This is a genomic window from Kitasatospora sp. NPDC096204, assembly GCF_044763205.1.
Classification (GTDB): Bacteria; Actinomycetota; Actinomycetes; order Streptomycetales; family Streptomycetaceae; genus Kitasatospora.
Window position 1 is genome coordinate 90,591 of record NZ_JBIWFT010000034.1, and the last position, 25,167, is coordinate 115,757.

General features: G+C 72.0%; 18 protein-coding genes and 1 pseudogene. 6 read left to right on the plus strand and 13 right to left on the minus strand.

The genetic code is table 11. The features are described 5' to 3' along the window. Positions 1-80: 80 nt before the first annotated feature. Entirely contained in the window at positions 81-1,355 is a 1,275-nt protein-coding gene (locus ACIQ87_RS30465) for an MFS transporter (RefSeq protein WP_402412840.1), read from the minus strand. Between the two features lie 155 nt (positions 1,356-1,510). On the opposite strand from ACIQ87_RS30465, the gene ACIQ87_RS30470 reads away from it, so the two are divergent. Next, complete coding sequence (locus ACIQ87_RS30470; protein ID WP_402412888.1) at positions 1,511-2,173, plus strand: ArsR/SmtB family transcription factor; 663 nt, start codon at positions 1,511-1,513, stop codon at positions 2,171-2,173. 74 nt (positions 2,174-2,247) lie between these two features. Here the strand turns inward: ACIQ87_RS30470 and ACIQ87_RS30475 are convergent. Beyond that, positions 2,248-2,529, minus strand: a pseudogene (locus ACIQ87_RS30475) (hypothetical protein); the annotation flags it as partial. A gap of 220 nt (positions 2,530-2,749) precedes the next feature. On the opposite strand from ACIQ87_RS30475, the gene ACIQ87_RS30480 reads away from it, so the two are divergent. Continuing rightward, entirely contained in the window at positions 2,750-3,352 is a 603-nt protein-coding gene (locus tag ACIQ87_RS30480; RefSeq protein WP_402412842.1) for a transglycosylase family protein, read from the plus strand. Positions 3,353-3,489: 137 nt separating this feature from the next. Here the strand turns inward: ACIQ87_RS30480 and ACIQ87_RS30485 are convergent, their stop codons facing one another. The 4 genes from ACIQ87_RS30485 to htpG form a co-directional block, all read right to left on the minus strand. Then, positions 3,490-5,301 carry an amino acid transporter gene (locus ACIQ87_RS30485; RefSeq protein WP_402412891.1) on the minus strand — a complete coding sequence of 604 codons (1,812 nt, stop codon included), beginning with the start codon at positions 5,299-5,301 and terminating at the stop codon, positions 3,490-3,492. A 468-nt stretch (positions 5,302-5,769) separates the two neighbouring features. Continuing rightward, positions 5,770-7,422 (minus strand): multicopper oxidase family protein, encoded by a 1,653-nt coding sequence (locus tag ACIQ87_RS30490; protein WP_402412845.1) that lies wholly within the window; start codon positions 7,420-7,422, stop codon positions 5,770-5,772. A gap of 146 nt (positions 7,423-7,568) precedes the next feature. After that, positions 7,569-8,036: a hypothetical protein gene (locus ACIQ87_RS30495; protein ID WP_402412847.1), complete on the minus strand. Its 468-nt coding sequence runs from the start codon at positions 8,034-8,036 to the stop codon at positions 7,569-7,571. 569 nt (positions 8,037-8,605) lie between these two features. Further along, entirely contained in the window at positions 8,606-10,594 is a 1,989-nt protein-coding gene (gene htpG / locus ACIQ87_RS30500) for a molecular chaperone HtpG (RefSeq protein ID WP_402412850.1), read from the minus strand. Positions 10,595-10,840: 246 nt separating this feature from the next. On the opposite strand from htpG, the gene ACIQ87_RS30505 reads away from it, so the two are divergent. Further along, entirely contained in the window at positions 10,841-12,430 is a 1,590-nt protein-coding gene (locus ACIQ87_RS30505; RefSeq protein WP_402412853.1) for an oleate hydratase, read from the plus strand. A gap of 239 nt (positions 12,431-12,669) precedes the next feature. On the opposite strand, the gene ACIQ87_RS30510 is transcribed toward ACIQ87_RS30505, so the two are convergent. After that, positions 12,670-13,443 carry an HPF/RaiA family ribosome-associated protein gene (locus tag ACIQ87_RS30510; RefSeq protein WP_402412856.1) on the minus strand — a complete coding sequence of 258 codons (774 nt, stop codon included), beginning with the start codon at positions 13,441-13,443 and terminating at the stop codon, positions 12,670-12,672. 257 nt (positions 13,444-13,700) lie between these two features. Between ACIQ87_RS30510 and ACIQ87_RS30515 the strand changes: the two genes are divergently transcribed. Both ACIQ87_RS30515 and ACIQ87_RS30520 read left to right on the plus strand, forming a co-directional pair. Further along, a complete protein-coding gene (locus ACIQ87_RS30515) occupies positions 13,701-14,402 on the plus strand; it encodes a response regulator (RefSeq protein ID WP_402412859.1) in 702 nt (233 codons plus the stop codon). A 161-nt stretch (positions 14,403-14,563) separates the two neighbouring features. After that, a complete protein-coding gene (locus ACIQ87_RS30520) occupies positions 14,564-14,983 on the plus strand; it encodes a pyridoxamine 5'-phosphate oxidase family protein (protein ID WP_402412862.1) in 420 nt (139 codons plus the stop codon). A gap of 86 nt (positions 14,984-15,069) precedes the next feature. On the opposite strand, the gene ACIQ87_RS30525 is transcribed toward ACIQ87_RS30520, so the two are convergent. After that, on the minus strand, positions 15,070-16,779 hold the full coding sequence (locus tag ACIQ87_RS30525; RefSeq protein WP_402412865.1) for a GAF domain-containing protein: 1,710 nt from the start codon (positions 16,777-16,779) through the stop codon (positions 15,070-15,072). A 474-nt stretch (positions 16,780-17,253) separates the two neighbouring features. Between ACIQ87_RS30525 and ACIQ87_RS30530 the strand changes: the two genes are divergently transcribed. Continuing rightward, positions 17,254-17,655: a YccF domain-containing protein gene (locus ACIQ87_RS30530; RefSeq protein ID WP_402412868.1), complete on the plus strand. Its 402-nt coding sequence runs from the start codon at positions 17,254-17,256 to the stop codon at positions 17,653-17,655. Between the two features lie 176 nt (positions 17,656-17,831). On the opposite strand, the gene ACIQ87_RS30535 is transcribed toward ACIQ87_RS30530, so the two are convergent. The 5 genes from ACIQ87_RS30535 to ACIQ87_RS30555 all read right to left on the minus strand — a co-directional run. After that, positions 17,832-18,476, minus strand: a complete 645-nt coding sequence (locus ACIQ87_RS30535; protein WP_380452078.1) for a response regulator — start codon at positions 18,474-18,476, stop codon at positions 17,832-17,834. Next, positions 18,440-19,747 (minus strand): sensor histidine kinase, encoded by a 1,308-nt coding sequence (locus ACIQ87_RS30540; RefSeq protein WP_402412871.1) that lies wholly within the window; start codon positions 19,745-19,747, stop codon positions 18,440-18,442. The genes ACIQ87_RS30535 and ACIQ87_RS30540 overlap by 37 nt, the downstream gene beginning before the upstream one ends. A gap of 338 nt (positions 19,748-20,085) precedes the next feature. Beyond that, positions 20,086-22,596 carry an ABC transporter permease gene (locus ACIQ87_RS30545; protein ID WP_402412874.1) on the minus strand — a complete coding sequence of 837 codons (2,511 nt, stop codon included), beginning with the start codon at positions 22,594-22,596 and terminating at the stop codon, positions 20,086-20,088. After that, entirely contained in the window at positions 22,596-23,396 is an 801-nt protein-coding gene (locus ACIQ87_RS30550) for an ABC transporter ATP-binding protein (protein WP_380452069.1), read from the minus strand. The genes ACIQ87_RS30545 and ACIQ87_RS30550 overlap by 1 nt, the downstream gene beginning before the upstream one ends. 233 nt (positions 23,397-23,629) lie before the next feature. Further along, positions 23,630-25,167 (minus strand): alpha/beta fold hydrolase (locus tag ACIQ87_RS30555; RefSeq protein WP_402412877.1); only part of this gene is annotated, 1,538 nt, incomplete at its 5' end.

The following is a 25,167-nucleotide window of genomic DNA, read 5'->3' on the forward strand; positions in this document are numbered from 1 at the left end:
CTTTGACAAGAGGCCCGACGTCCTCGATTTCGCGATCGAATTCGCTTTCGGCAAACGGAAGTTGACCTCGGGGCTGCGCATCAGTGTGCGGCCCGCTCGCGGATCAGCCGGGCGGCGAGCAGCCCGGAGGCCGCCGTGAGGACGGCCGCCGCCACGATGGTGGCACGCAGGCCGAGGGCGTCGGCGAGCACTCCGGCGAGCAGGGCGCCGGCCGCGTAGCCGATGTCGCGCCAGAACCGGTAGGTGCCGAGCGCGTTGGCCCGACGGCTCGGGTGGGCGTGGTCGGAGACGGCGGCGATCAGCGCCGGGTAGACCATCGCGGTGCCGAGCCCGAGCAGCACCGCCGAGACGATGCCGGCCGACAACGGACGGTCGAGCAGCACCAGGGCCAGGGCGAGGCCGGCGGCCTGCACCAGCATGCCGGTGACAATCAGCGGCTTGCGGCCGATCCGGTCGGCCAGGTGACCGGTGGGGATCTGGCCGAAGCCCCAGAGCAGCGGGTAGAGCCCCTTGATCAGGCCGACCGCGGCCAGGCCGAGCCCGTGCTCGGTGAACAGCAGCGGGAAGACGCCCCAGGTGAGGCCGTCGTTGAGGTTGTTGACCAGGCCGGCCTGGCTGGCGCCGCGCAGCGAGCGGTCCCGCCAGGAGGTGTGCGCGAAGGTCTGCCAGAGGCCGGGGCGCGGGCCGTCACCGTCGGGCGTGGGGTGCCGGGCGAGCTCCAGCGCGACGTGCGCCGCCGTGTCGCGGACGGCCAGGGAGAGCGCGAGGCCGGCGACGACGAAGACGGCACCGATCAGCTCGGGCGTCGGCCGCAGCCCGTAGGAGGTGGCGAGGTAGCCGGTGACCAGGGCCGTCGCGCCGAGCGAGGCGTAGCCGGCCGCCTCGTTGAGGCCGGTGGCGAGTCCGCGACGGGCCGGGCCGACCAGGTCGATCTTCATGTTGACGGTCATCGACCAGGTGAGGCCCTGGTTGATGCCGAGCAGCACGTTGGCGGCCACGATCCAGCCCCAGGAGGGCGCCCAGGCGAGGGCGAACGGGACGGGGACGCCGACGAGCCAGCCCGCGACGAGCAGCCGCTTGCGGCGGAAGCGGGCGGTCAGCGCACCGGCGGCGAGGTTGGTGAGGGCCTTGGTGACGCCGAACGCGATGATGAAGGAGAAGACCGCGAGGTCGCTGGTGAGGTGGAAGACCTCGGAGCCGATCAGCGGCACGGTGGTGCGCTCGAGCCCGACCAGGCCGCCGACGGTGGCGGTGACCACGACCAGCAGGGAGAACTGGAGCCAGTTCTCCCGCAGGCCCAGCCGGACCGGTCGGGCGGCCTCCCGGGCGGGCGCTTCGGGGGTCGTGGTGCTCATCGGTTCTCCTGCGTGGGTTTGTCGACGACGGGTGCTTCCGGTGTGCGTCGTGTGCTCGGTCGCAGCGACCGGCAGCATCAACAATATTCCATGGATTTATGGAGAAAGGCCCCGGTACAATATTCCATGGAACCCTGGAGGAAGCGGTGACCAAGATGGCCAAGAGCGAGGCGAAGGCACAGCTGTACGACGCGTTCGCGGCCAGCGGCAAGGCCCTGGCCAGCGGAAAGCGGCTGGAGCTGCTCGACCTGCTCGCCCAGGGCGAGCGCACCGTGGACGCGTTGGCCAAGGCGGCCGGGCTGAACCTGACCACCGCCTCCGCCCACCTCCAGGCACTCAAGCAGGCCGGCTTCGTCGCCACCCGCCGCGAGGGCGTCCGGATCCACTACCGGCTCTCCGGCCCGGACGTCGGCGAGCTGCTCGCCCTGCTGCGCAAGGTCGCCGAGCGCCACCAGGCGGCGGTGCCGCCCGCACTGGACGCCTACCTGGGCGAGGACGGCGCGCGGGAGGTCGACACCGAGGAGCTGCGCGCCCGCGCCGAGACCGGCGAGGTGGTCGTGCTGGACGTCCGCCCGGCCGAGGAGTACCTGGCCGGGCACATCCCCGGCGCGCTCTCCATCCCGGTCGACGAGCTGGCCGAGCGGGTGGACGAACTGCCCGCGGACACCGAGGTGGTCGTCTACTGCCGCGGCGAGTACTGCGTGTTGGCCTACGACGCCGTCCGCCTGCTCACCGCCCGCGGCCTGCGGGCGGTCCGGCTCAACGACGGCATGCTGGAGTGGCGCCTCGCCGAGCTGCCGGTGGCCGTCGGCACCTGAACGATCGCCGTCGGAACCCGAACGGTGGCCGTCGGAACCCGAACCGCCGTCCCCCGACAGGCCGACCGGTCGCGGCCGGCCGGGGGACGCCGTCGGGGGGTTCTCAGCGGACGCCCGGCAGGCCGGTGGTGGCTCCGTCCAGGGCGTGCGAGCAGATGCGGCAGGCCGTGGCCGCGCCCGTGCCGCGGCAGAAAGGCGACCCGGCGCCCGGCCACCTCGCCCGGGAACAGCGCGTCGCTCGGCGGACCGTACGGCGTGTCGACCCGTAGCTCGGTCACGTCGTCCAGCAGCGCGTACAGCCCCGACCCGCCGATCACGCCCGATTCGGCCCGCGCGGCGCCCTGATCGATCGTCATCGTTCGCACCCTTCTTCGAGAACGTCCGGGCCACTGTGGGTCGGTGGCGGACCGTGAGGGTGACGGCCGATCGGCCGCGGGCCGCCGGGGTGGTCCCGGGCGGCCGTGCGGGTGACCTGTCGGACGTGTCGGCGCGGGAGCATCCCGTCCGACGTGCATGGGTGGGAGTGCGCCGTCCGCGGACGGCGCGGGTCCTTGTCCCCGAGTCTGTGAGCCGCGCATGCCTCCCACCGCCCGTCTACGCCGTATCGTCCCGACCGCGCTCTGCGCCCTCTCCGTGGCCCTCGCCGCCCCCGCGGCCCACGCCGCGCCACCGGGCCGCGCCACCGGGTCCGACCCCGGGAGGTCGGACGGCGGCTCGTACGACTGGGACCGCGTGGCGTCCTGCGAGAGCAACGGCAACTGGCGCATCAACACCGGCAACGGCTACTACGGCGGCCTCCAGTTCAACCAGCCCACGTGGCGGGAGAACGGCGGCCTCGCCTACGCACCGCGTGCCGACCTCGCCACCCGCGAGCAGCAGATCGCCGTCGCCCAGCACCTCGCCGACCGCCGCGGCCTCTCCCCCTGGCCCGTCTGTGGCGCCCGCGCCGCCCGCGGCAAGGGCCGCGAGGCCGTCCAGCCACCCCCGGCGGCCGCCCGGGCGTCGACCGTCTCGGAGGACGGCACCTGGACCGTCCGCCGGTACGACACCCTCGGCGAACTCGCCGAGAACCTGGACGTCCCCGGCGGCTGGCCCGCGCTCTTCGAGCTCAACCGCGACACCATCGGCGAGGACCCGGACCTCATCCAGCCCGGCATGGTCCTCGTCCTCCCCTCCTGACCCCTTCCAGAATCCATCGACCCGCCGCCCGCGCCCGCCCCGGCGCGGGCGGCGTCCTGTTGCCCCCGGGAACGCCGACGGCCCGTCCACTCACCCGGAGCGGACGGGCCGTCGTGCGACTGGCTTCCGGACGGACGTCAGCCGACGTGGACCCGCGGGCGGCGCGAGCGGTCCGGCTCGGCCTCGCGCAGCACCTCGCGGGTGACCGGCGCGACCTCGCCCTGTCCGAACAGGAAGAACCGCAGGAACTGGGCGAAGGGGTTGCCCTCGGTCCACTCGAAGTAGAGGTGCGGCTGCTGCCCGGTGCGGTCCCGGATGTTCAGCGCCAGCGCGGCGAGCGCGTTCGGGATGCTGGAGCTCTCCAGCGTGAGCACCCGGTAGCGGCCGTGCAGCACCTCGCCGCGCACGGTCAGCTCGGCCTCGAAGTCGGAGGCGTCGCGGACGGTCACCTCGACGAAGACCAGGTCGTCCTCGCCGGGGATGTCGTTGTCGGCGCGGATCTGGCGGATCTTGTCGCGGTACTCGGCGATGTCGCGGTGGCTCGGCTCGTTGGCGATCAGGCGCAGCGGTCGGTGCGCGTAGTCCCTGATGAAACGTTCCGCCACGTCGTCCATGGCCACGCTGGTGACGCGCAGCTCGAAGGCGCGGCGCAGCCGGGAGAGCAGCGAGACCAGGATGATCCCGGCGATGAAGCAGGCGCCGATCTTCAGACCGTCCGGCCGCTCCAGCACGTTCAGCACGGTGGTGTAGAGGAAGATCGCCGCGATGACCGCGAAGGCGATGGTCCAGCCGCGCTCGCGCTTGCGGTAGGCGGCGATGGTCACCGCGATGGCGGCAGAGCTGATCAGCACCAGCACGCCGGTCGCGTACGCGCCGCCCTGGGCGTCCACGTCCGCGTCGAAGATCCAGGTGACCAGGAAGGCGATCAGGGTCAGCACGATCACCATCGGCCGCACCGCGCGGGCCCAGTGCGGGGCCATGCCGTAGCGCGGCAGGTAGCGGGGCAGCAGGTTGAGCATGCCCGCCATCGCGGAGGCGCCCGCGAACCAGAGGATCGCGATGGTGGAGAGGTCGTAGACGCTGCCGAAGGCGCCGCCCAGGTACTCGTGCGCCAGGTACGCCAGGGCTCGGCCGTTGGCGTCGCCGCCGGCCTTGAACTGGTCGGCCGGGATGAGCAGCGTGGTGATGAAGCTGGTGGTGATCAGGAAGCAGCTCATGATCACGGCGGCGGTGGTCAGCAGCTTGCGGGTGCCGCGGATCCGGCCCACCGGGTCGGCCTCGGTGTCGGTCGGGTCCCCCTTGATGTGCGGCATCACGGCGACGCCGGTCTCGAAGCCGGACAGGCCCAGCGCCAGCTTCGGGAAGGTCACCAGGGCGACGCCCACCATGACGATCGGGTTGCCGTGCTGGGCGGTCAGCGCGTCCGTCCAGTCGGTGACTACGTGCGGCGCCTCGATGATCTTCCAGAGGCCGACGGCCACCACGACCACGTTCAGCACCAGGTACGTCCCGACCAGGAACACCGCCAGGCCGATCGCCTCGCTGAAGCCCTTGAGGAAGACCGCGCCGAGCAGGGCCACCAGGATCAGCGTGATCAGCACCTGCTTGCCGCCGAGGAAGCCCGTCAGGTGCGGGTTCTCCACCAGGTGCGCGCTCGCGTCGGCGGCGGACAGCGTGATGGTGATCAGGAAGTCCGTGGCCGCGAAGCCGAGCAGCGCGAGGACGAACAGCTTGCCCTTCCAGAACGACAGCAGCCGCTCCAGCATCGCGATCGAGCCCTCGCCGCGCGGGCTCTCCTTGGCCACCCGCCGGTAGACCGGCAGCGCGCCCAGCAGGGTGACCACCACCAGCACGATGGTGGCGATCGGCGACAGCACGCCCGCGGCGAGGGCGGCGATGCCCGGCTGGTAGCCGAGCGTCGAGAAGTAGTCCAGGCCGGTCAGGCACATCACCCGCCACCAGCGCTGGCCGACGTGCCCACCCTGCGCGGCGGGCGCGGCGGAGTCCCCCGCCGCCGCGGCCTCGTCCGACGCCTCGGGGGCGCCCTGCGCCGAGGACGTCTGCGCCGGCTTCTCCGCGGTCACGTCCTCCAGCAGCCAGCTGCGGAGGCGTATTCGCGCCGACGGCGCATCCGACTCCGCCGTCTCCGTCGAACCCGACGAAACCACCTTGCACCTCTTGTTTAAAGACCCCGTAAAAACGCCGTCGGGCGACGGCAGAGCGACACGCTATGCGACGGGCGTTAAGAATCCGCTACCGGCCCGCGTTAAGAAAACGTCATGGCCGCGCAGGTCGGCGCGGTGGCACGGCGTGGTGGGTCGGGTGCCGCGAACGGAGTGGCCCCGAACCGTCGCGCCGGTTCGGGGCCACTCCCGGGGTGAAACCCGGGATCATTTCCGCGGGGGGGGGCTTGCGGGTCAGGCCCGGTAGCCGAGGACGGTCATCATGCCCGTCTCCGCGTGGTAGACGTTGTGGCAGTGCACCATCCACAGGCCCGGGTTGTCGGCGTCGAAGTCGACGGTCAGGGTCGTGCCCGGCAGCACGACCGCGGTGTCCTTGCGCGGGCCGTCGCCGGGCAGCGCGAAGCTGTGGCCGTGCAGGTGGACGGGGTGCCACATGCCGGTGCTGTTGCGGAACTCCAGCCGCACCCGCTCGCCCGCCGCCACCGGGTGGCGCTGCGCCGGGTCGTACTTGCGGTTGTCGAACGCCCAGTCGGCCTTCGCCATCCCGCCGGTGAGCTCCAGCTTCACCGTGCGGTCCGGCGCCTTGGCGGGCAGCCGGACGCCCTGGGCGGCCTTGAGCTGCCCGGCGGTGACCAGCCGGCCGTCCAGCTCCGCCGGGCGGACGGCGGCGTCGGGCGCGGCACCGCCGCCGGTGCGCAGCACGGCCAGGGCGGTGGCGTTCTTGCCCTCGGCCAGCGCGGTCAGCGGGAAGGCGCCGTCCTTGGCGGTGACCAGGACGTCGTAGCGCTCGCCCATGCCGAGCAGCAGCGCCTGGGTGGTGGCCGGTTCGACCGGGAAGCCGTCGGTGTGGGTGACGGTCAGCTCGTGGCCGCCGAGGGCGACCCGGTAGGCGGTGTCGCCGCCGGCGTTGACCAGCCGGATCCGGATCCGGTCGCCGGGCTTGGCGGTGAAGGTCTCGGGCGCGCTGGCGAGCCTGCCGTTGACCAGGTGGAACGGGTACGCGACGTCGCCGGCGTCGCCACCCAGCAGTGGGCTCCGGGCGCCCATCAGCATCCGGCTCGGGCCGGCGGCCGTGCCGGGCGTGCCGGGTGTGCCGGCCGCGTTCATGCCCGGCATCCCGGACATGTCGTGCCCGGAGCCGCCCGTGTGGTCCATGCCGCCCGCGTGGTCCATTCCGGACATCCCGCCCATCCCGCCCATGCCCTTGGCGAGTTCGGCGAGGACGGCGTCCGGGGTGCTGCCGTCGACGCCGTCCACCCAGTCGTCCAGGACGACGACCCACTCCCTGTCGTAGGCGAGCGGCTCCTTCGGGTCCTCGACGATCAGCGGGGCGTACAGGCCGCGGTCCTGCTGGACGCCGGAGTGCGGGTGGAACCAGTAGGTGCCCGGGTGGCTGAGCGCGAAGCGGTACTCGAAGGAGGCGCCAGGCCTGACGTCGGCCTGGGTCAGGCCCGGGACGCCGTCCATGTCGTTGCGCAGCGCGAGGCCGTGCCAGTGCAGCGAGGTGGCCTGCGGCAGGTGGTTGGCCAGGGTGACGGCGAGGGTGTCGCCGAGGGTGGCGCGCACCTCCTGGCCGGGCAGCCGGTCGCCGTACGCCCAGCTGCGGACGGTGCGGCCGCCCAGGTCGAGGGTGGTCTCGGTGGCGGTGAGCGCGACCCTGCGCTCCGGGCCCGGGTTGCGCGCGGCCTCGGCGGCGGCGACTTCGGGGCCGTTCGGGGCGAGGTAGCCGGCCGGGGCGGCGGTCGCGGTCGCTCCGCCCGTGGGGCCGTGGCCCATGGACGCGTGGTCCATGCCCTTCATCGAGTCGGAGGAGCAGGCGGTGAGCAGGCCGGTCCCGGCGGCGGCGAGCGCGGCGCCGAGGACGGTACGACGGGTGGGTGTGCGCATGACGGAGTGCACCTCGTGCGGTGTGTGGGTGTGCAGGACGTCGCGTCGGCCGTTCCGCACGCGGGCACTCGGGAGTGCGAGCGGGCGCGTTGATGTGCGCGTGGGCGCCCCTGAGCGGGCGCGGGCACGGAACGGCGGGCGCGCGCCTACTGACGCAGCACCGAAAGCCGGGTGAGGAGTATCCGCCCGCCTCCGGGCGGGGGCAGCGCGCGTACGGCCCGCAGCAGCCGGGCCCGTACGTCGGCGGCGGCGTCACCGCTGTGGCGCAGCAGCGAGCCGGCGAGGAGGAACACCAGGGTCCAGCCGGCCAGGACGGCGAGGCAGACCGTCATCGGGTCCATGCCGCCGGGGGCGGCGGGGTCGGCGGCGAGGTCAGCCGCGGAGGCGGCGTAGCGGACGGGCTCGACGGCCGGTCCGTGGTGGACGGCGCCCGCCGGGTGCATCGCGGAGGCGTGCGTCCCCGGGCCCTCGTGCCCGCCGGAGCCACCGTGCCCGCCGCTCGGATGACCGAGGGTGTGCATGGTCACGATGCCGAGCAGCAGCGCGGCGAGCAGCAGCAGGCGCGGCGCCCATGGCACCGGCGGACCGAACACCCGCGACCGCGAGCGCGCCATCCTCCGCCTCCCGTCCTCCGCACTGCCCCTTGTTACCCCCGCAGGGTATCCCGACCTTACGCCCCGGGGCGCCCTGGGCCGTCCCGGGGCGCCCCGGACCGCCCCGGGGCGCGCCGTGCACCGTGCCGCTCAGGCCGTGCCGTGCCGGTCCGCATCCGGCACCGCACCCAGCACCGCGGCCGCCACGTGCAACTCGGGCGCCCCGTGTACCCGGCGGCCGTCGGCGTCACCGCCACCTCGCCCGCCAGACTCAACCCCCACAGCACCGCCGGCGCGACGGCCACCCCCTCCGGCGGGCCCACCACGCGGTTCCGGCCGAGCTCATCAGGGCGAGGACGACGAACACGGGCAAGACGGCAGGGGCGGCCGAGTAGCCGGCTTCGATCATCGGGGCTTCCGCTCAAGAGCCCGACGGGGCGGGCCGGTTGGTGGACAGAGGAACGCTACCCCAGCCACCGCACCGGCCCGCGCCCGCCCTCGCCGGGCCCGCTGCCCACACACACGCGACACACGCGCGGGGTGCGGCCGGCCGGGCCGGTCGGCGTGGGCGGGCCGCACCCCGGGCGGGGTTACAGGGTGTGGGTGAGGCGGTCGGTCAGCAGGCGGGTGAAGCGGGCCGGGTCGGGCAGGTCGCCGCCTTCGGCGAGCAGGGCGCTGCCGTGGACGAGTTCGGCGGTGTCGGCGAGCGCGGGGTCGTCGGCGTTCGCCTCGTGTGCCTGGCGCAGGGCGGTGACCAGGGGGTGGGTGGGGTTGAGTTCCAGGATCCGCTTGACGGGCGGGAGTTCCTGGCCCATGGCCCGGTACATCTTCTCCAGGGTGGGGGTCAGGTCGTGCGCGTCACCGACCAGGCACGCGGCGGAGGTGGTCAGGCGGGTGGAGAGGCGGACCTGCTTGACGTGGTCGGCCAGGGCGTTCTGGAGCCAGCCGAGGAGGGCGGCGAAGTCCTGTTCGCGCTGGGCCTTCTCGGTCTTCGCCTCGTCGCCGCCGTCACCCTCGGCGTCGCCGTCGAGGTCGACCTGGCCCTTGGCGATGGACTGGAAGCGGTGGCCGTCGAAGGCGGGGATCTGGTCGGTCCAGACCTCGTCGACCGGGTCGGTGAGGATCAGGACCTCGTACCCCTTGGCGGTGAACGCCTCCATGTGCGGGGAGTTCTCCACCATGGCCCGGTTCTCGCCGGTCAGGTAGTAGATGGTGTCCTGGCCGTCCTTCATCCGCGCGACGTACTCGCGCAGCGTGGTCGTCTTCTCCGCGTCGTCGGTCGAGGCGGCGCTGACCAGTTCCAGCAGCGCGTCGGTGTTGTCGCGGTCCTCGATCAGGCCCTCCTTGAGGACCCGGCCGAACTGCTCCCACAGCGCGGTGTAGGCGTCGGGCCTGCCGGCCCGCATCTCCTTGAGGGCGCCGAGGACCTTCTTGACGAGGCGCCGGCGCACGGCGGTGATCTGGCGGTCGTGCTGCAGGATCTCGCGGGAGACGTTCAGCGACAGGTCGTGGGCGTCGACGACCCCCTTGACGAACCGCAGGTAGTTCGGCATCAGCGCGTCGCAGTCGTCCATGATGAACACCCGCTTGACGTACAGCTGCACACCGCGCTTGGCGTCATGGGAGAACAGGTCGAACGGGGCGTGGGAGGGGATGAACAGCAGCGCCTCGTACTCGAAGGTGCCCTCGGCGCGCATGTGGACGGTCTCGGCCGGGGGCTGCCAGTCATGGCTGATCTGCTGGTAGAAGTCGTTGTACTCGGCCTCGGTCACCTCGCTGCGGGGACGGGCCCACAGCGCCTTCATCGAGTTCAGCGTCTCCAGCTCGTCCCCGCGCTCGCCCGCGGCTTCGCCTTCGGTGCCGGACTCCGTGCCGGACTCGGTGCCGGTCTCGGCTCCGAACCCGGCGCCGGTGCCCGCGGGTTCGGGGGCCATCCGGATGGGCCAGCGGATGAAGTCCGAGTACTGCTTGACGATCTGGCGGATCTTCCACGCGGCCAGGTAGTCGCCCAGCCCGTCCTCGCCGTCCGCGGGCTTGAGGTGCAGCGTGACCGACGTGCCGACCGGCAGGTCACCGGCCTCCGCGATCGTGTAGGTGCCCTCACCGTCGGACTCCCACACGGTGCCCTGCTCGGTGCCGGCCCGGCGGGTGTGCAGGGCGACCTTGTCCGCGACCATGAACGCCGAGTAGAAGCCGACCCCGAACTGGCCGATCAGGCTCTGCGCCGCCTCCGCGTCCTTGGCCTCCTTGATCTTGGCCAGCAGACTCGCGGTGCCGGACTTGGCGATGGTGCCGATCAGGTCGACGACGTCGTCGCGGGTCATGCCGATGCCGTTGTCCCGTACCGTCAGGGTGCGGGCGTCCCGGTCGACGTCCAGCCTGATGTGCAGGTCGGAGGTGTCGACACCGAGGCCGCTGTCGGTGAGGGACTCCAGGCGGAGTTTGTCGAGGGCGTCGGAGGCGTTGGAGATCAGCTCGCGCAGGAAGATGTCCTTGTTCGAGTAGATCGAGTGGATCACCAGCTGCAACAGCTGGCGGGTCTCCGCCTGGAACTCCAGCGTCTGGGTCGGGCTGGCCACGAGAGGTGTCTCCTTCGGAAGGACGGAACGGGCTCGGATCGGATCGAGCCACCGGAACCGCTCAGCGTACCGCGCGGCCGCCCCGGGGACGTCCGGTGGTCACGACCCGACCGCCCGGGACCAGTGGTCCCGCGGCCGGGACCACTCGGCCCTCGCGGCCACCGCCCCGGTCCCAGAAGGCTGGAAGCAGCCTGCCGACCCGACGCAGGGCGCCCAGGGGCGCCGACCCGCACATCCGGAGAAACCATGATCGACAGCTCGCGGGAGACCAAGGCCTACCTCGTCGGGGGCGGCATCGCCTCCCTCGCCGCAGCGGCCTTCCTGATCCGGGACGGCGAGTTCCCCGGTGAGAACATCCACGTCCTGGAGGAGCTCCCCCTGGCCGGCGGCTCACTGGACGGCCGGGGAGCCGCCGAACAGGGCTACGTGACGCGCGGCGGGCGGATGCTGGAGGACGAGGCGTACACCTGCCTGTGGAACCTCCTGGAGACGATCCCCACCCTGGACGACCCGGACCGGACGGTCCGACAGGAGATCCTCGCCTTCAACGAACAGTGGCCCACCGACGCCAAGGCGCGCCTGATCGACCGGGACCACCGCATCCTGGACGCCTCGCAACTCGGCCTGGACACCCGCGACCGGATGGAACTCGCCCGTCTGCTGGCCCTGCCCGAGTCGGTGATCGGCCCCCGGCGGATCGACGAGTTCTTCTCCGAACACTTCTTCGCCACCAACTTCTGGGCGATGTGGCGCACCACCTTCGCCTTCCAGAACTGGCACAGCGCGATCGAGCTCAAGCGCTACTTCCTGCGCTTCGTCCAGGAGTTCCCGCGCATCCACACCCTCTCCGGGGTCCGCCGAACCCGGCTGAACCAGTACGACTCGATCGTCCGGCCGCTCGTCCGGTGGCTGACCGAGCGCGGGGTGCGCTTCGAGCACGGCGTCACGGTGCGGGACGTCGACTTCACCGAGGACCGCGGCATCCGCCGCGCCAAGCGCCTCCACCTCGACCGGGACGGCCGGCCGGAGACCCTCGAACTCGCCGATCCCGACCTGGCGTTCATCACCCTCGGCTCGATGACCGCGGACGCCGCCTACGGCTCGGACGACACCGTGGCCGAGCTGGTCCGCGACAAGCGCGACGGCGGCTGGGCACTCTGGGAGACGCTCTCCCGCAAGGCCCCCGACTTCGGCCGGCCCGCCGTCTTCAACGGCAACATCGCCGAAGCCGCCTGGCAGTCCTTCACGTTGACCATGCGCAGCCCCGCCCTGCTGAAGCGGATCGAGGAGTTCTCCGGCAACGCCCCCGGCACCGGTGCGCTGATGACGTTCAAGGACTCGCCCTGGCTGATGTCCGTCGTGGTGCCGCGCCCGCCGCACTTCGAGGGCCAGCCCGAGGACGTCCTCACCCTGTGGGGCTACGGCCTGTTCATCGACACGCCCGGCGAGCACACCGGCAAGGCGATGGCCGAGTCGACCGGCCGGGAGATCCTGGACGAACTCCTCGGCCAGCTCGGCTTCGACGACATCGCCGACGAGGTGCGCGCCACCACCACGGTCACCACCGTGATGATGCCCTACATCACCAGCCAGTTCGTCCGGCGCGGTGTCCACGACCGGCCGCTGGTGATCCCGCACGGCGCCCGGAACTTCGCCTTCCTCGGCCAGTTCGTCGAGATTCCCGAGGACGTCGTCTTCACCGTCGAGTACTCGGTGCGCGGCGCCATGCACGCCGTCTACCGGCTGCTCGGCCTCGATAATCCGATTCCGCCGGTCTACCACGCCCTGTCCGACCCGAAGACGGCGTTCCAGGCACTGAAGACCGCCTTCGGCTGAGCCCGCGACGCCCCGATGCCGCGTCCATCCCCGGGTGGGCGCGGCATCGGGCTTACGGCTTCCGGCCTCCGCCGCGCGACCGCCGCCGAATGCCGCACGGCCGCACACCGCACGCCGACGGCCCGCCACCGTGGCTTCGGTGGCGGGCCGTTGACGATCGGGCCGGGACGGGGGCCGGGACGGGGCGGGGCCGACCCGGGGCGGCCGGGGAGCGGCCCCGCCGGGTCGGCTCGCCCCGGCTACCGCACGGGGGTGATGACGCCGTAGTGGCCGTCGTACCGGTGGTACAGCACATTGCCGCGCCCGGTCTCGCTGTCGGTGAAGAAGACGAAGGGCAGGCCGCTGAGGTCGAGCCGCGAGACGGCGTCGGCGACGGTCAGTTCGGGCGCCTCGTGGGTGCTCACCGAGATGCCCGGCTCGGTCTCCGGCGCCGCTCCGGCCGACGCGATCCGGTACTCCCCCGTCTCGCCGTCGTGGTGGACGACGCTGTCGCAGCCCGTCACCGCGTCGGTGTACAGGTGGAAGTCGTAATCCATCGCCTCCAGTTCGAACACCGCCGCCCACGTGCTCTGACGCGCGAGGCTGTAGCTCTTGTGCCGCACGATGCGGCGCTCCTCGGCACCCAACACCCGGCGCTGCGGCCGGTGTTCGCGCCCCGCGGCGGCGAGCTGCCCGGCGTGGTGGCGGTGGTGGTGCCGGTGGGCCCGGACCCGGGCGATCCTGGCGTTCAGCCGGTCCTGGAGCAGGTCGACGGCCTCCTGCATGGTGGCGGCGGCGACATGGGCCCGCACCGGACGGCCGTTCAGATCGATCGTGGCCTGGGCGGTCGACGGCCTGGCCACGGCGTGGTTGGGCTCCTGGGTGAGCCTCACCCGAACGGAGAGGACCGGCTCATCGAGACGTTCGAGTACGGCGAGCAGCTTGGTCCGGGCGTAGTCGGGCGCGGCCAGGGAGACCTCACCACGGGTCGTCACCAGGACGGCGGGGGCGGGACGGCTCTGCAGACGGGTCATCGGAGTTCCTTTCCGGGTGGGCTTCAGACTGCCGCGCGCCGGCCCGCCGGGCCGAGGGCTGAAGGTCCCGTCGGCAGCGCCTTGGGTCCCGGTCCCGCCACCGTCGGTAGCGCCCTGGGTCCCGGTTCCGCCGCCGTCGGCAATGCCTCGGGTCGTGGGATAGGGCCGTCCGGCCCTACCGGCGCGCCCCGATATCCGGCACACTGCGGTGAGATCTGTACGACCTGCCCCTGGGGCGGGCTGAGCACGGAGCGGTGATGGCGGACGACACGGTGGCCGACGCGGGCGAGCCGGTGAAGGTGTTCCTCCTCGACGACCACGAGGTGGTCCGACGGGGTGTGCACGACCTGCTGGACGCGGAGCCCGGCTTCACGGTGGTCGGCGAGGCCTCCACGATGACGCAGGCGCTCACCCGCGTTCCCGCCCTGCGCCCGGACGTCGCGATCCTGGACATGCGCCTGCCCGACGGCGACGGCGTGACCGTCTGCCGCGAACTGCGCTCCCGCATGCCGGAGTTGGCCTGCCTGATCCTCACCTCCTTCGACGACGAGGAGGCCCTGCTCGACTCGATCATGGCCGGCGCGGCCGGGTACGTCCTCAAGCAGATCAGCGGCACCGACCTCGTCTCCGCGGTCCGCACGGTCGCCTCCGGGCAGTCCATGCTCGATCCCGGTGCCGCCACCCGGCTGATGGCCCGGCTGCGCGGTGAGGCCGCGGCCCAGCAGCCGTCCGACTTCCCGCAGCTCACCGACCGCGAGCGGGAGATCCTCGCCCTGGTCGGCGAGGGCCTGACCAACCGGCAGATCGGCCAGCGGCTCTTCCTCGCCGAGAAGACCGTCAAGAACCACATCTCCCGGCTGCTCGCCAAGCTCGGTGTGGAGCGCCGGGTCCAGGCCGCGATCATCGCCAACCAGGTGCTGACCGGCCAGGACCCGCAGTCGGCCCGCCGAACCCTCTGACCCGCCTGGCCGTCCGACCCGCCGGACCGTCTGAGCGGCCGGGCCGTCTGAGCGGCACCCGCGCCCGGGCCGAAAGCACCCGGTGTCCGGGGACCACCCGGGGCCTTCGGGGGACCATCAGCCCCTCGCGGAAGGACGTGCCCCCGCCGAGCATGGATGCCATGACCGCCGAATTCACACCACTGGACGAGCTGCAGTGCCTGAGGCTTCTCAGCGGGACAGCCGTCGGCCGACTGGTCTATACCGTTGGTGCGCTGCCGGCCGTCATGCCGGTCCGTCACCGGATCGCGGCGGACGGCAGCGTCCTGTTCCGCGCCGACGCCGACTCCGAGATCGCCCGGGCGGTCGCCGACGCGGTGGTCGCCTTCGAGGTGGGCGAACTCAGCGAGGCTGACGGCAGCGGCTGGAGCGTCACCGTCCTCGGGCGGGCGGCCGTCACCGCCGACGCCCCGGAGGGCCGCCCCGTTCCCGCCGTCGTGCCCACGCCCGCGGAACCGGCCGCCGGCCACGTGACCATCCGCATCCGCCCGGAACTGGTGACCGGGCGTTCCCTGCCCGGTTCACCCCCCGGCGAGCCGTGACCGGCCCCGCGAACACCCGCGAGGCATGACCGGCCCGCCAGGCCCCGCGAGCCGTGGCCGACCCCGCGAGCGCGGCCGGCCGGTCCTCACGCCAGCGGGGCGGACCAGGTCAGCCGGGTGCCTCCCTCGGTCGGGCTGATCACCTCGAACGCGCCCCCGAGGCCTTCCGCCCGCTCGGCGAGATTGCGCAGGCCGCTGCGCCGCCCCTGCGCGGGGACGCCGACACCGTTGTCCTGCACCGTCAGTACGACCCGCTGCCCGGTGGCGTGCAGCGCGACCTCCACGCGGTTCGCCTTCGCGTGCCGGGCGGCGTTGCTCAGCGCCTCCCCCAGGACGGCCACGACGTGTTCCGCGACCTCCGCCGGGACGTCGGTGTCCAGCAGGCCCTCCATGCTCAGCCGGGGCGGGAAGCCCAGGACCGCCTGCGCCCGTTCGACCGTCCGCATGGCCCTGGCCCGCAGGCCCTGCCCGCCGCGCTCCTCGCGCGCGCGGAGCCCGAAGATCGTCGATCGGATGATCTTGATGGTCTCGTCCAGGTCGCCGACCGCACGGAGCACCCGGTCCGACGCACCCGGGTGTTCGATGAACCGGGACGCGCTCTGCAGCGTCATCCCGGTCGCGAAGAGCCGCTGGATGGCGAGGTCGTGCAGGTCGCGGGCGATCCGGTCGCGGTCCTCCAGCAGCACCAGCTGCTCGGCGTCCCGACGCCGCTCCGCCAGCTCCAGCGCCAGTGCCGCCTGGTCGGCGAAGCCGAGCAGCGGGCCGATCTCCCGCTCGGTGAAGGCCGGTTCACCGGCCTCCCTGGCCAGCAGCAGCACGCCCTCGCTCGGCCCCTCGGTCCGGCCCAGCGGGACCGCCACCGCCGGTCCGAGTCCCTCGAACCGCCGAGGGCCGCCGGACAGCCGCGGATCACCCGCCAGGTCTACCGTGGTCGCCGGAGAGCCCTGTGCGCTCGCCTCCCCCGACAGCGTCCCGTCCAGCGGCACCACCAGGCCCTGCCTGGCGGCCGTGTCGCCGCCGAGGGCCAGCTCCACCCGGACCGTGTCGGTACCCGGGACGGGTACCGACACGTCCGCCAGCCGGGCGCCGGTGATCTCCTGCGCCCGCCGCGCGATCAGCTCCGTCACCTCGGAGCGGGAACTGCCCGACAGCAGGCTCCGGGTGATCTCCGCGCTCGCGCTCAGCCAACGCTGCTGGCGCTGGGCCTCCTCGTACAGGCGGGCGTTGTCGATCGCCACGCCGGCCGCGACGGCCAGGGTGGCGATCACGGACTCGTCGTCGGCGTCGAACTCCTCACCGCCCCGCTTGTCGGTCAGGTAGAGGTTGCCGAACACCTCGTCGCGCACCCGGACCGGAACGCCGAGGAAGGTCCGCATCACCGGGTGGTGCGCCGGGCAGCCGTACGACGCCGGGTGCTCCGACAGCTCCTCCAGGCGCAGCGGCTCGGGGTTGCGGATCAGCTCGCCCAAAAGCCCCCGGCCCGTCGGGTACGGGCCGATCCTCGCGATCTCCTCCGGTGACATCCCCACGGTCAGGAAGTCGGAGAGCGTCTCGCCGTCCGGCCCGATCACGCCGAGTGCCGCGTACCGGGCGTCCACCAGCAGGGCCGCGGCCTCCACGATCCTGCGCAGCACCTGCGTCAGGTCCAGCTCGCGCCCGACCGACAGGACCGCCTCCAGGAGGCTGTGCACCCGGTCCCGGGTGCCCCGGGCCGCGTCGATCCGGGCCTGGAGTTCCTCCAACAGCTCGTCCAGCCGCAGCTGCGGAATCCGCGACCGCGCCCCGCCCGCACCCATCCGGGCCTCCCTTCGTCCTGGTCACCGGCCGGTCGATTGTCGCAGAAGGCGACCGCCCCCGGTGGGCGCAGGCACCACCTCCGACCTGTCAGGAGCCGACCCGACCCCTGCCGCCGGCCCCGGCCCGCCACCGCGCCGGGCCCGGGAGGAAACGCCCCCGAACGTGCCCTGACCGACTTCCTGAACCGGCACAGCCGACCCTGACCGAACGAAAGCGTCCTACGACCCACGAAAACACCGGCCGAGATGTCAGGAATCGAACTTCCGAATCCCTTGCCCCTTGGTCAAGGGATATCGGCGAGTCATGCGATCATCCCCCTTCACCTTCGATCGGCGCCGGGGCCCCGGGTGTTCCGTCCGAGGCTGCGACCCGGACCGGTCCCTGAGGTACGACCCCTAAGGGCGTGGACACGCTCGCCGACGGGCATGGCACGGTCGTAGTGCAACGCCACCAGCCGTGAGAAGGTATCCCGCATGAGTGCAATAAGGTTCATCCTCAATGTCATCTGGCTGATTTTCTGCGGCATTTGGATGGCTCTTGCCTACGTGGTCGCGGGAATCATCTGCTGCGTACTCATCATCACGATCCCGTTCGGCATCGCGTCGTTCCGGCTGGCCGGGTTCATCCTGTGGCCGTTCGGGCGGACGGCGGTGGAGCGGCCGGACGCGGGGCCGGCGTCCTGCGTGGGGAACGTCATCTGGCTGGTGTTCGCCGGCTGGTGGCTGGCTCTCGGGCACCTGATCACCAGCATCCCGCTGTTCCTGTCGATCATCGGCATCCCCTTCGGGTGGGCCAACCTGAAGATGATCCCGGTCTCGCTGATGCCGCTCGGCCGCGAGATCGTGCCGACCGACCAGGAGTGGGGCGCGCGGTAACCGTCACGGACCTCGACGGCCGGCGGAGGGCAGCAGCCCTCGCCGGCCGTTCGCGTTTCCGGGGGTCAGGCGCGGCGGGTGAGGGCCTTGCGCGCCGCGTAGGCGGCGACCGAGCAGCGGCGGCCACTCCGGCTTCCTCCCGGCGCGACCGGCCGGACAGGGCCTCGTGCGTCCACTCAGGCGTTGAGGTAGGCGAGGACCGCCAGGACGCGCCGGTTGCTGTCGCTGTCCGGGGGCAGCATGAGCTTGACGAAGATGCTCGAGATGTGCTTGGCCGCCGCACCCTCGGTGATGACGAGGCGTTGTGCGATGGCGGTGTTGGAGCAGCCCTCGGCCATCAGCTCCAGGACGCTGCGCTCTCGTACCGTGAGTGCGGCGAGCGGTTCGTCGCGTGCGTGGCTCACCATCAGTTGGGAGACCACGGAGGGGTCCATGGCGGTGCCGCCGGCGGCGACCCGGCGGATCGCGTCGATGAACTGCTCGTTGTCGAAGACGCTGTCCTTGAGCAGGTAACCGATGCCGCCGGTGCCGTCGGCGAGCAGCTCCCTGGCGTACATCTGCTCGACGTGCTGGGAGAGCACGAGGATCGGGAGTTTGGGGATCTCACGCCTGGCCTGCAGGGCGGCCTTGAGGCCTTCGGTGGTGAAGGTCGGCGGCAGCCGGACGTCGACGATCAGGATGTCGGGACGATGCCTGGCGGCGGCCTCGAGCAGGTCGGGACCGTTGTCGACGGCCGCCACGGTCTCGAAGCCGTAGGCGTCCAGGAGTTGGATCAGCCCCTGCCTCAGGAGGAAGAGGTCTTCAGCGAGGACAACACGCACGGTATCTCCATCTTGATTGCGGTCGGACCACCCAGCGGGCTACTGATGTCGAGGGTTCCGTCGAAGGTGGCCAGCCGCCGGCGGATGCCGTGCAGACCGGTTCCCGCGGTGGGGTCGGCACCACCGCGGCCGTCGTCGATGACCCGGGCGTGCAGCACGGCGCCGTCCTGCCAGGCGCTGACCTCGACGTGCTCGGCGCCGGAGTACTTCAGGGCGTTGGTCAGCAGCTCGGACACCGCGAAGTACAGGGCGGATTCGAGCGGTGGCGGCACCTCGCCCGGGATGCTCACCGTCACCTCGACCCGGAGCGGGCTGGCCAGGCCGAGGGCGCGCAGCGCGTCGGCCAGGCCGCGTTCGGCGAGGATCGGCGGGTGGATGCCGTGCACCAGGTCGCGCAGCTCACGCAGGGCCGAGATGGAGGAGGTGCGGGCGTCGCGCAGCAGCCTGCGGGCCTCGTCCGACTCGCTGCCGAGATGGCGTTCGAGCGCCCCGAGGGTCATGCCGAGGCTGACCAGCCTGGCCTGGGCACCGTCGTGCAGGTCGCGTTCGATCCGGCGCAGTTCGGCGGCGGCCGCGTCCAGGGCACCGGATCGGGTCTCGGCCAGGTGCTGGACCCGGACGGCGAGTCGGGAGCGCTCGGTGGGGCCGAGCAGCAGGCGGGTGAAGTACGCGTGCGCGGTGAGGAAGGCCGGGCTGTACCACACCCAGACGACGAAGAGCGCCGCTGCCGCCAGCGCGCCCAGGGCGGCGGTGGGTTGGCTCTGGATCGGGACGAAGAAGTACTCGCGCCCGGTGCCCTGCGCCCGCAGGATGGGCCGCCACAGGCCGCAGGCCAGCGCAAACCCTTCGAGGACGTAGTAGAGCACCACGGCGGGCAGGAAACCGATCATGCCGACGACCGAGTTGAGCAGCAGCCAGAGCAGGTCCCGCCAGCTGGCCGGATCGGTCAGAATCCATTTGCAGCGGCGGATCCAGCCGACGATGTCCTTCTCGAACTCCTGGGGCTCCGGCCGGTAGGGAACGGCGATCTCGATTCCCGATCGGGCGGCCACCCGCCGGTTGGCGTTGCACAGCCAGCGGACCCACTTGGTCACGATCGGCAGCATCACCGCGCCGATACCGATGACGAAGAGGATCACGAAATAGGCGGTGATCAGGAACAGGCAGACCGAGAGCATGGCGCCCAGCGCGATCAGCACCCCTACCACCAGGTCGGTGCCGGCCCGGCGGAGTCGGGCGGGGAACTCGTGCAGGCCGTTCCTGATGTTCACCAGGTCTCGCTCGGGCCCGCGCAGGGGGATGTGGCCCGGCGGGATATGGGCAAGGCCTCCGGATCCGCGGCTCGGTCGATGGACGGGTCGAAGGAAGGGCGGTAAGCGAAGTACACCTGAGCGATCGTCCATCCGTGACAGCAGTGATCCCGCGAGCCCGTCCGACGAGTACGTACAGGACGTACCCACCGGTCGTGCTCGCGGGTTTTTTCGATCGGCGCCACGTTACTAAAACTCAACGGGCCGTGACGAGTTGACCGACCGGCGGTCGGCCGGGAAACGGCTGTGGGGCCGCTCCTCCGTCCGGGGGTGACGGAAGAGCGGCCCCGGCGTGCCGGTCAGGCGGACCTGGCCGTTTCGATCGGCGGCGTCCGCATGCCCCTCCAGGAGGGGAACAGGGTCGCGCCGAAGATCAGGACGAGCGCGCCGCCGATGATCGCGAGGTAGATGCCGATCGAGCCCTTCGGCAGGATCGAGTCGGCCTTCACCAGGCTGTACGGGACGATCGTGGTCGCCGAGGAGATGGTGCCCAGGACGGTCGCGATGACGGCGACCAGGGCGCCTTCGACGCTCAGCATGCCCAGCACCTGGGCCTTGGTGGAGCCGGTCAGACGCTGGAGACCGAACTCGCCCTGGCGCTTGCGGGTCACCGCCACCAGGCTGTTGATCACGGTGATCGCCGCGTAGCCGACGATCATGGCGACGATGGTGTAGTTCGAGGAGACCAGGATCTGCTGGATCTGGTTGTTGGAGCTGGTCAGCGTGGAACGGTCGGCGATCGCGGTGCCGGGCACCGTGGCCGCCACGCCGTCGAGGTGGGACTGGATCTGGGCGTGGTCGGCGCTGCCGTCCGCCTTGACGAGGATCTTGGTCGGCAGGCCGGTGGTGGTGTGCGGGGCCAGCACGTCGGAGGGCAGCAGCAGGTACTGCTCCTGGGGGTTGTCGGCGTAGGTGGCCACGACCTTGGGGTCGGCGGCGGTGCCGTCACCGAAGTGGATCTTCAGGTTGTCCCCGATGCGGACGCCGAAGTCCTTCGCCTGCTTGTCCGACAGGGCAACCGTGTTGCCCTTCAGGTCGCCGATCGATCCGTTCAGCGAGTCGAGCGCGATGGTCTGCTGGACACCGTTGGCCGAGACGCCACGCAGATCCATGGTGTTGCCGCTGCCTGCGGCGTCCACGAAGCCGATGGAGCTGACCAGTTCGGAGACGCCGGACACGCCCGGGATGGAGCGGACCGAGCCGATCACGCCCGGCGCGAAGCCGCCGGTCGAGGAGTCGAGCACGTAGTCGGCCAGCACGTTGCTCTCGTAGCTCTTGGCGGAGACGGTGTCCTCGGTGGCCTGCATGTACAGGGTGCCGTTGGCGATGCCGATCAGCAGGATGATCGGAGCCACCGCGCCCGCCATCCGGACGTTGTTGGTGGTGGCGTTGCGCAGCGCCATGTACCCGGACAGTCCGGAGAACGCGCGGACGGGCCAACGGAGCGCCACCACGATCGCCTTGGTGATCCCCGGGGCGAGCAGCGCCACGCCGATCGCGAACAGGACCGAGGCCGGTCCCGCGGTGCTCGCCAGGGTCGGACCGTCGGTCATCACCGTGACCGTGACGACCGACAGCGTGACGCCGTTGAGCATGAAGAACAGCGCCAGCAGCAGGCGGGTGGTGGTGAGCCACTTGGTCTGCAGGGTGCTCTCGGCCATCGCCGCGACCGGCTCGGTCTTCGCGGCCTTGCGCCCCGCGAACAGCGCCGCGCCCATGGCGGCCGCGATCGCCGCGAAGGCGCCGACCGTGATCGGGATCCAGCCCTCGCGGAAGATGATCTCCTTGGACACCACGCCGTTGCCGGTCAGCTGCCCGTACAGCAGCTTGCCGACGACGAGGCCGGGGGCGATCGCCAGGGCGGTGGCGATCACCGACAGCACGGCGGTCTCACCGAGGATCATCCGGCGCACCTGCCGGGAGGTGGTGCCGATCGCCCGCAGCAGGGCCATCTCGTGCGCCCGCTGCTGGAGCGAGAGCCCGAGCGTGGAGGCGACACCGAACATCACGATCAGGACCGCCCAGCTGCCGAAGATCGCCGCCAGGATGGTCACGGTCCGCTGGCTGGAGAGCGTGCCCGGCAGGTCGGCCAGGCCGCGCCGCTCGCCGGTGAGCACCATCGCCTTGCCGCTGACCGCCGAACTCACGGCCTGCTCCAGCGCGGCAACGTCGACACCGGCCGCCGGCTGCACCCCGATGGAGTCGAACTTGCCCTTGGAATCGGCCAGTTGCTGCGCCTGGGCATCGGAGAAGAACAGGCTCGGCTGGATCGTCTCGCCGGTGGTCTGGTGGGCGATGCCGGAGACCGTGAAGGTCCGGGCAGCGCCGTGCACGGTCAGCTGCACGCTGGAGCCGACGCCGGCGCCCGAATCTGCCGACAGCTTCGCGTCGAGGACCACCTGGCCGTTGCCCGGGGCCACGCCCTGGGTCAGCGTGAACGGGGTCAGCCCGGCGCCGGACCAGTTGTGGCCCTTCGAGCCGGCGTCGACCGCCTTGCCGCCCACCACCACGGTCGCGGGGAACGACAGGTCGGTGATCGCGTTGCCGACGCCGGGAACCGCCTTGACCGTGTCGAGCACACTCGGGTCGATCCGGTTGCGCTCGGTCAGCGCGGTGTCGTCGTAGGTCTGCTGACCGGTCACCACGATCGGCACCCCGGCCAGGCGCTGCGGCGGGGCCGCCATCCGGACGCCGGTCTCCATCAGGCCACCGCAGGCCATCACGATCGCGGCACCCAGGAACATCGCCACGAAGGTGGCGATGAACCCGGTCTTACGGAACTTCAGTGTGCGCAGGGCCAGCAGCAGCATCAGCGGCCACCCCCCGACAGGGCGGAGGAGGGCTCGAAGTTCTCGTCGTCCCAGGCGCCGAGCCGGGTCATCCGCGCGGCGACGGCCTCGGCGGTCGGCTGGTACAGCTCGCCGACGAAGCGGCCGTCCGCGAGGAAGACCACGCGGTCGGCGTAGGAGGCGGCCACCGGGTCGTGGGTGACCATGACCAGGGTCTGCCCGCCGGCGGTCACCGACTCGCGCAGCAGGCCGAGCACGGCCGCGGCGGTACGGGTGTCCAGGGCGCCGGTCGGCTCGTCGGCGAAGACCACGGCGGGCCGGGTCACCAGGGCTCGCGCGATCGCCACGCGCTGCTGCTGGCCGCCGGAGAGCTGGCCGGGCAGGTGGTCGAGCCGGTCGGCCAGACCGACCCGGTTGACCACCATCAGGATCTGGCTCTTGTTCGGACGCTTGCCGGCCAGCTGGAGCGGCAGCACGATGTTCTGCATGACCGTCAGGGCCGGAAGCAGGTTGAACGACTGGAAGATGAAGCCGATCCGGTCGCGGCGCAGCTTGGTGAGCCGCACCTCGTCCAGGTCCGCGAGGTTGGTGTCACCGACCAGCACCTTGCCCGAAGTGGGCTTGACCAGACCGGCGGCGCAGTGCAGGAAGGTGCTCTTGCCCGATCCCGAGGGGCCCATCACGGCCGTGAAGCTGCCGGTATCGAAGGTCATGCTCAGTCTCTTGAGCGCGGCCACCTCGTTGTCGCCTTTGCCGTAGATCTTCTCGACCGCTTCCAGCCGGACGGCCACTGCCTGCTGACCGCTCTCCTGAGTCTGCACTGGAACTCCCACCCGGTTAATCACGCACCTCACGCGAACTGGTATCAACGGTAGAAGCGGCGGCGGTTCGGCACATTGGCATTGCTTGGCGTATCCGAGGTAGAACTTTCTCCCCCTCGGTGGCGGATGTTCTACCACCACCGCAAGCCGCTTCCGGGAACACCGAGGGCGCGGAACCGATGGCCCGCGCCCCTGGTCACCGGGCCCCTGACGGCAGGGCCGGCGAGTAACGGTCAGCTTTCGAGGGTTCCGAGCGTCGAAAGCCAGTCGTCGACCGCCTCTGCCACCACCGGCGCCGACTCCTCCAGGATGGTGAAGTGGGTGCCGGGCACCTCCCGCAGCAGGTGCTCGCCGCTCCACGAGGCTCGCCAGTCCTCGGTGCCGGGCGCGTCGGTGAAGGGCTGCGCCGGGCGGACGAAGAGCACCGGGGTCGACAGCGCTCCCGGCAGGCAGTCCACGATCAGGTCGCTGTAGCGGCTCATCGCGGCAAGCCTGGCGGCGCTGAACCGGCCGAAGGAGGACTCCCGGTCCAGCATGCCCCGGAACATCTGCGGCCAGAGTTCGTCCTGGCCCTCGCCGCCGGGCAGGTAGGTGTCCAGCAGGACGACCCCGGCCGCCGGGGTGCCCGCCTTCTCCAACACCTCGGCGGTGGCGTGCGCGAACTGGCCGCCGGACGAGTAGCCGACCAGGACGAAGGGCTCCCCCGCCGCCATGGCCGGCAGGCCTTCGAGGAAGACGTCGAGCACGGCGTCCACCGAGCACGGCAGCGCCTCCCCGGGGCCGAACCCCGGCACCGGCGGCACCACCACCTCGCGGCGGCCACGGAAGTGCGAGGCGAACCGGGCGTACTGGTGGGCGCCGCCGAGCGCCATCGGGGAGGGGAAGCAGATCAGCTTGGGTCCCTGCTCCCCCTGGGCGAGGCGGACCGGCTCGGCCAGGCGCTCCAGTTCGGCCGCCGAGGAGAAGTCGGGCAGGATCTCGGCGACCGCGTCGAGCAGCGCCATCCCCTTCGCCATCCGGCCCTCGGCGGCGGCCCGGCGCAGCAGCCCGCTGATCGACTCCAGGTCCTCGGCAGCGTCCTCGGCGCCGCCGTCGACAGCGCCGTCGGCGCCGGCCCCGGCGAGCCCGGACCCGCCGTGGGCCAGCTCGGTTCGCAGGTGGGCGGCCAGGTCGGCCGGGGTGCGGTGGTCGAAGACCACGCCGGCGGACAGGGCCAGCCCGGTGGCCGCGGAGAGTGCGATGCGCAGTTCGGTGCCGGAGACCGAGTCCATCCCGGCCTCCAGGAAGCCGACCTCCGGCTCGATCGCCTCCACGGAGGAGTGGCCGAGGATGGCGGCGCTCTGCGAGCGGACCAACTCGACCAGCAGCTCGTGCTGTTCGGACTCGCCGACCCCGGCGAGGCGCGCGCGCAGCGGCGCCACCTCCCCCGCCCCGGCCTGCTGGTCGGGGGTGTCGAGCGCGCCGACGACCAGCGGGACGTCCGCCGCCAGCCAGTACCGCTGGTGCTGGAAGGCGTACGTCGGCAGCTCCGCCCGCCCGGCACCGGGGAAGACCGCCTGCCAGTCGGGAGCCAGGCCGTCCACGTAGAGCTGGGCCAGCCCCGTCAGCAGGGTGACGCTCTCCGAGCCGAGCCGGCGGCCGAGCGGGACGAACGCCGTGTCCGGCGCCTGGACGCTCTCGCGGGCCAGCCCGGTCAGCACCGCGTCGGGGCCCAGCTCCACGAAACGGGTGACGCCCGCGGCCTCCAGCGCCCGGACACCGTCGTGGAAGC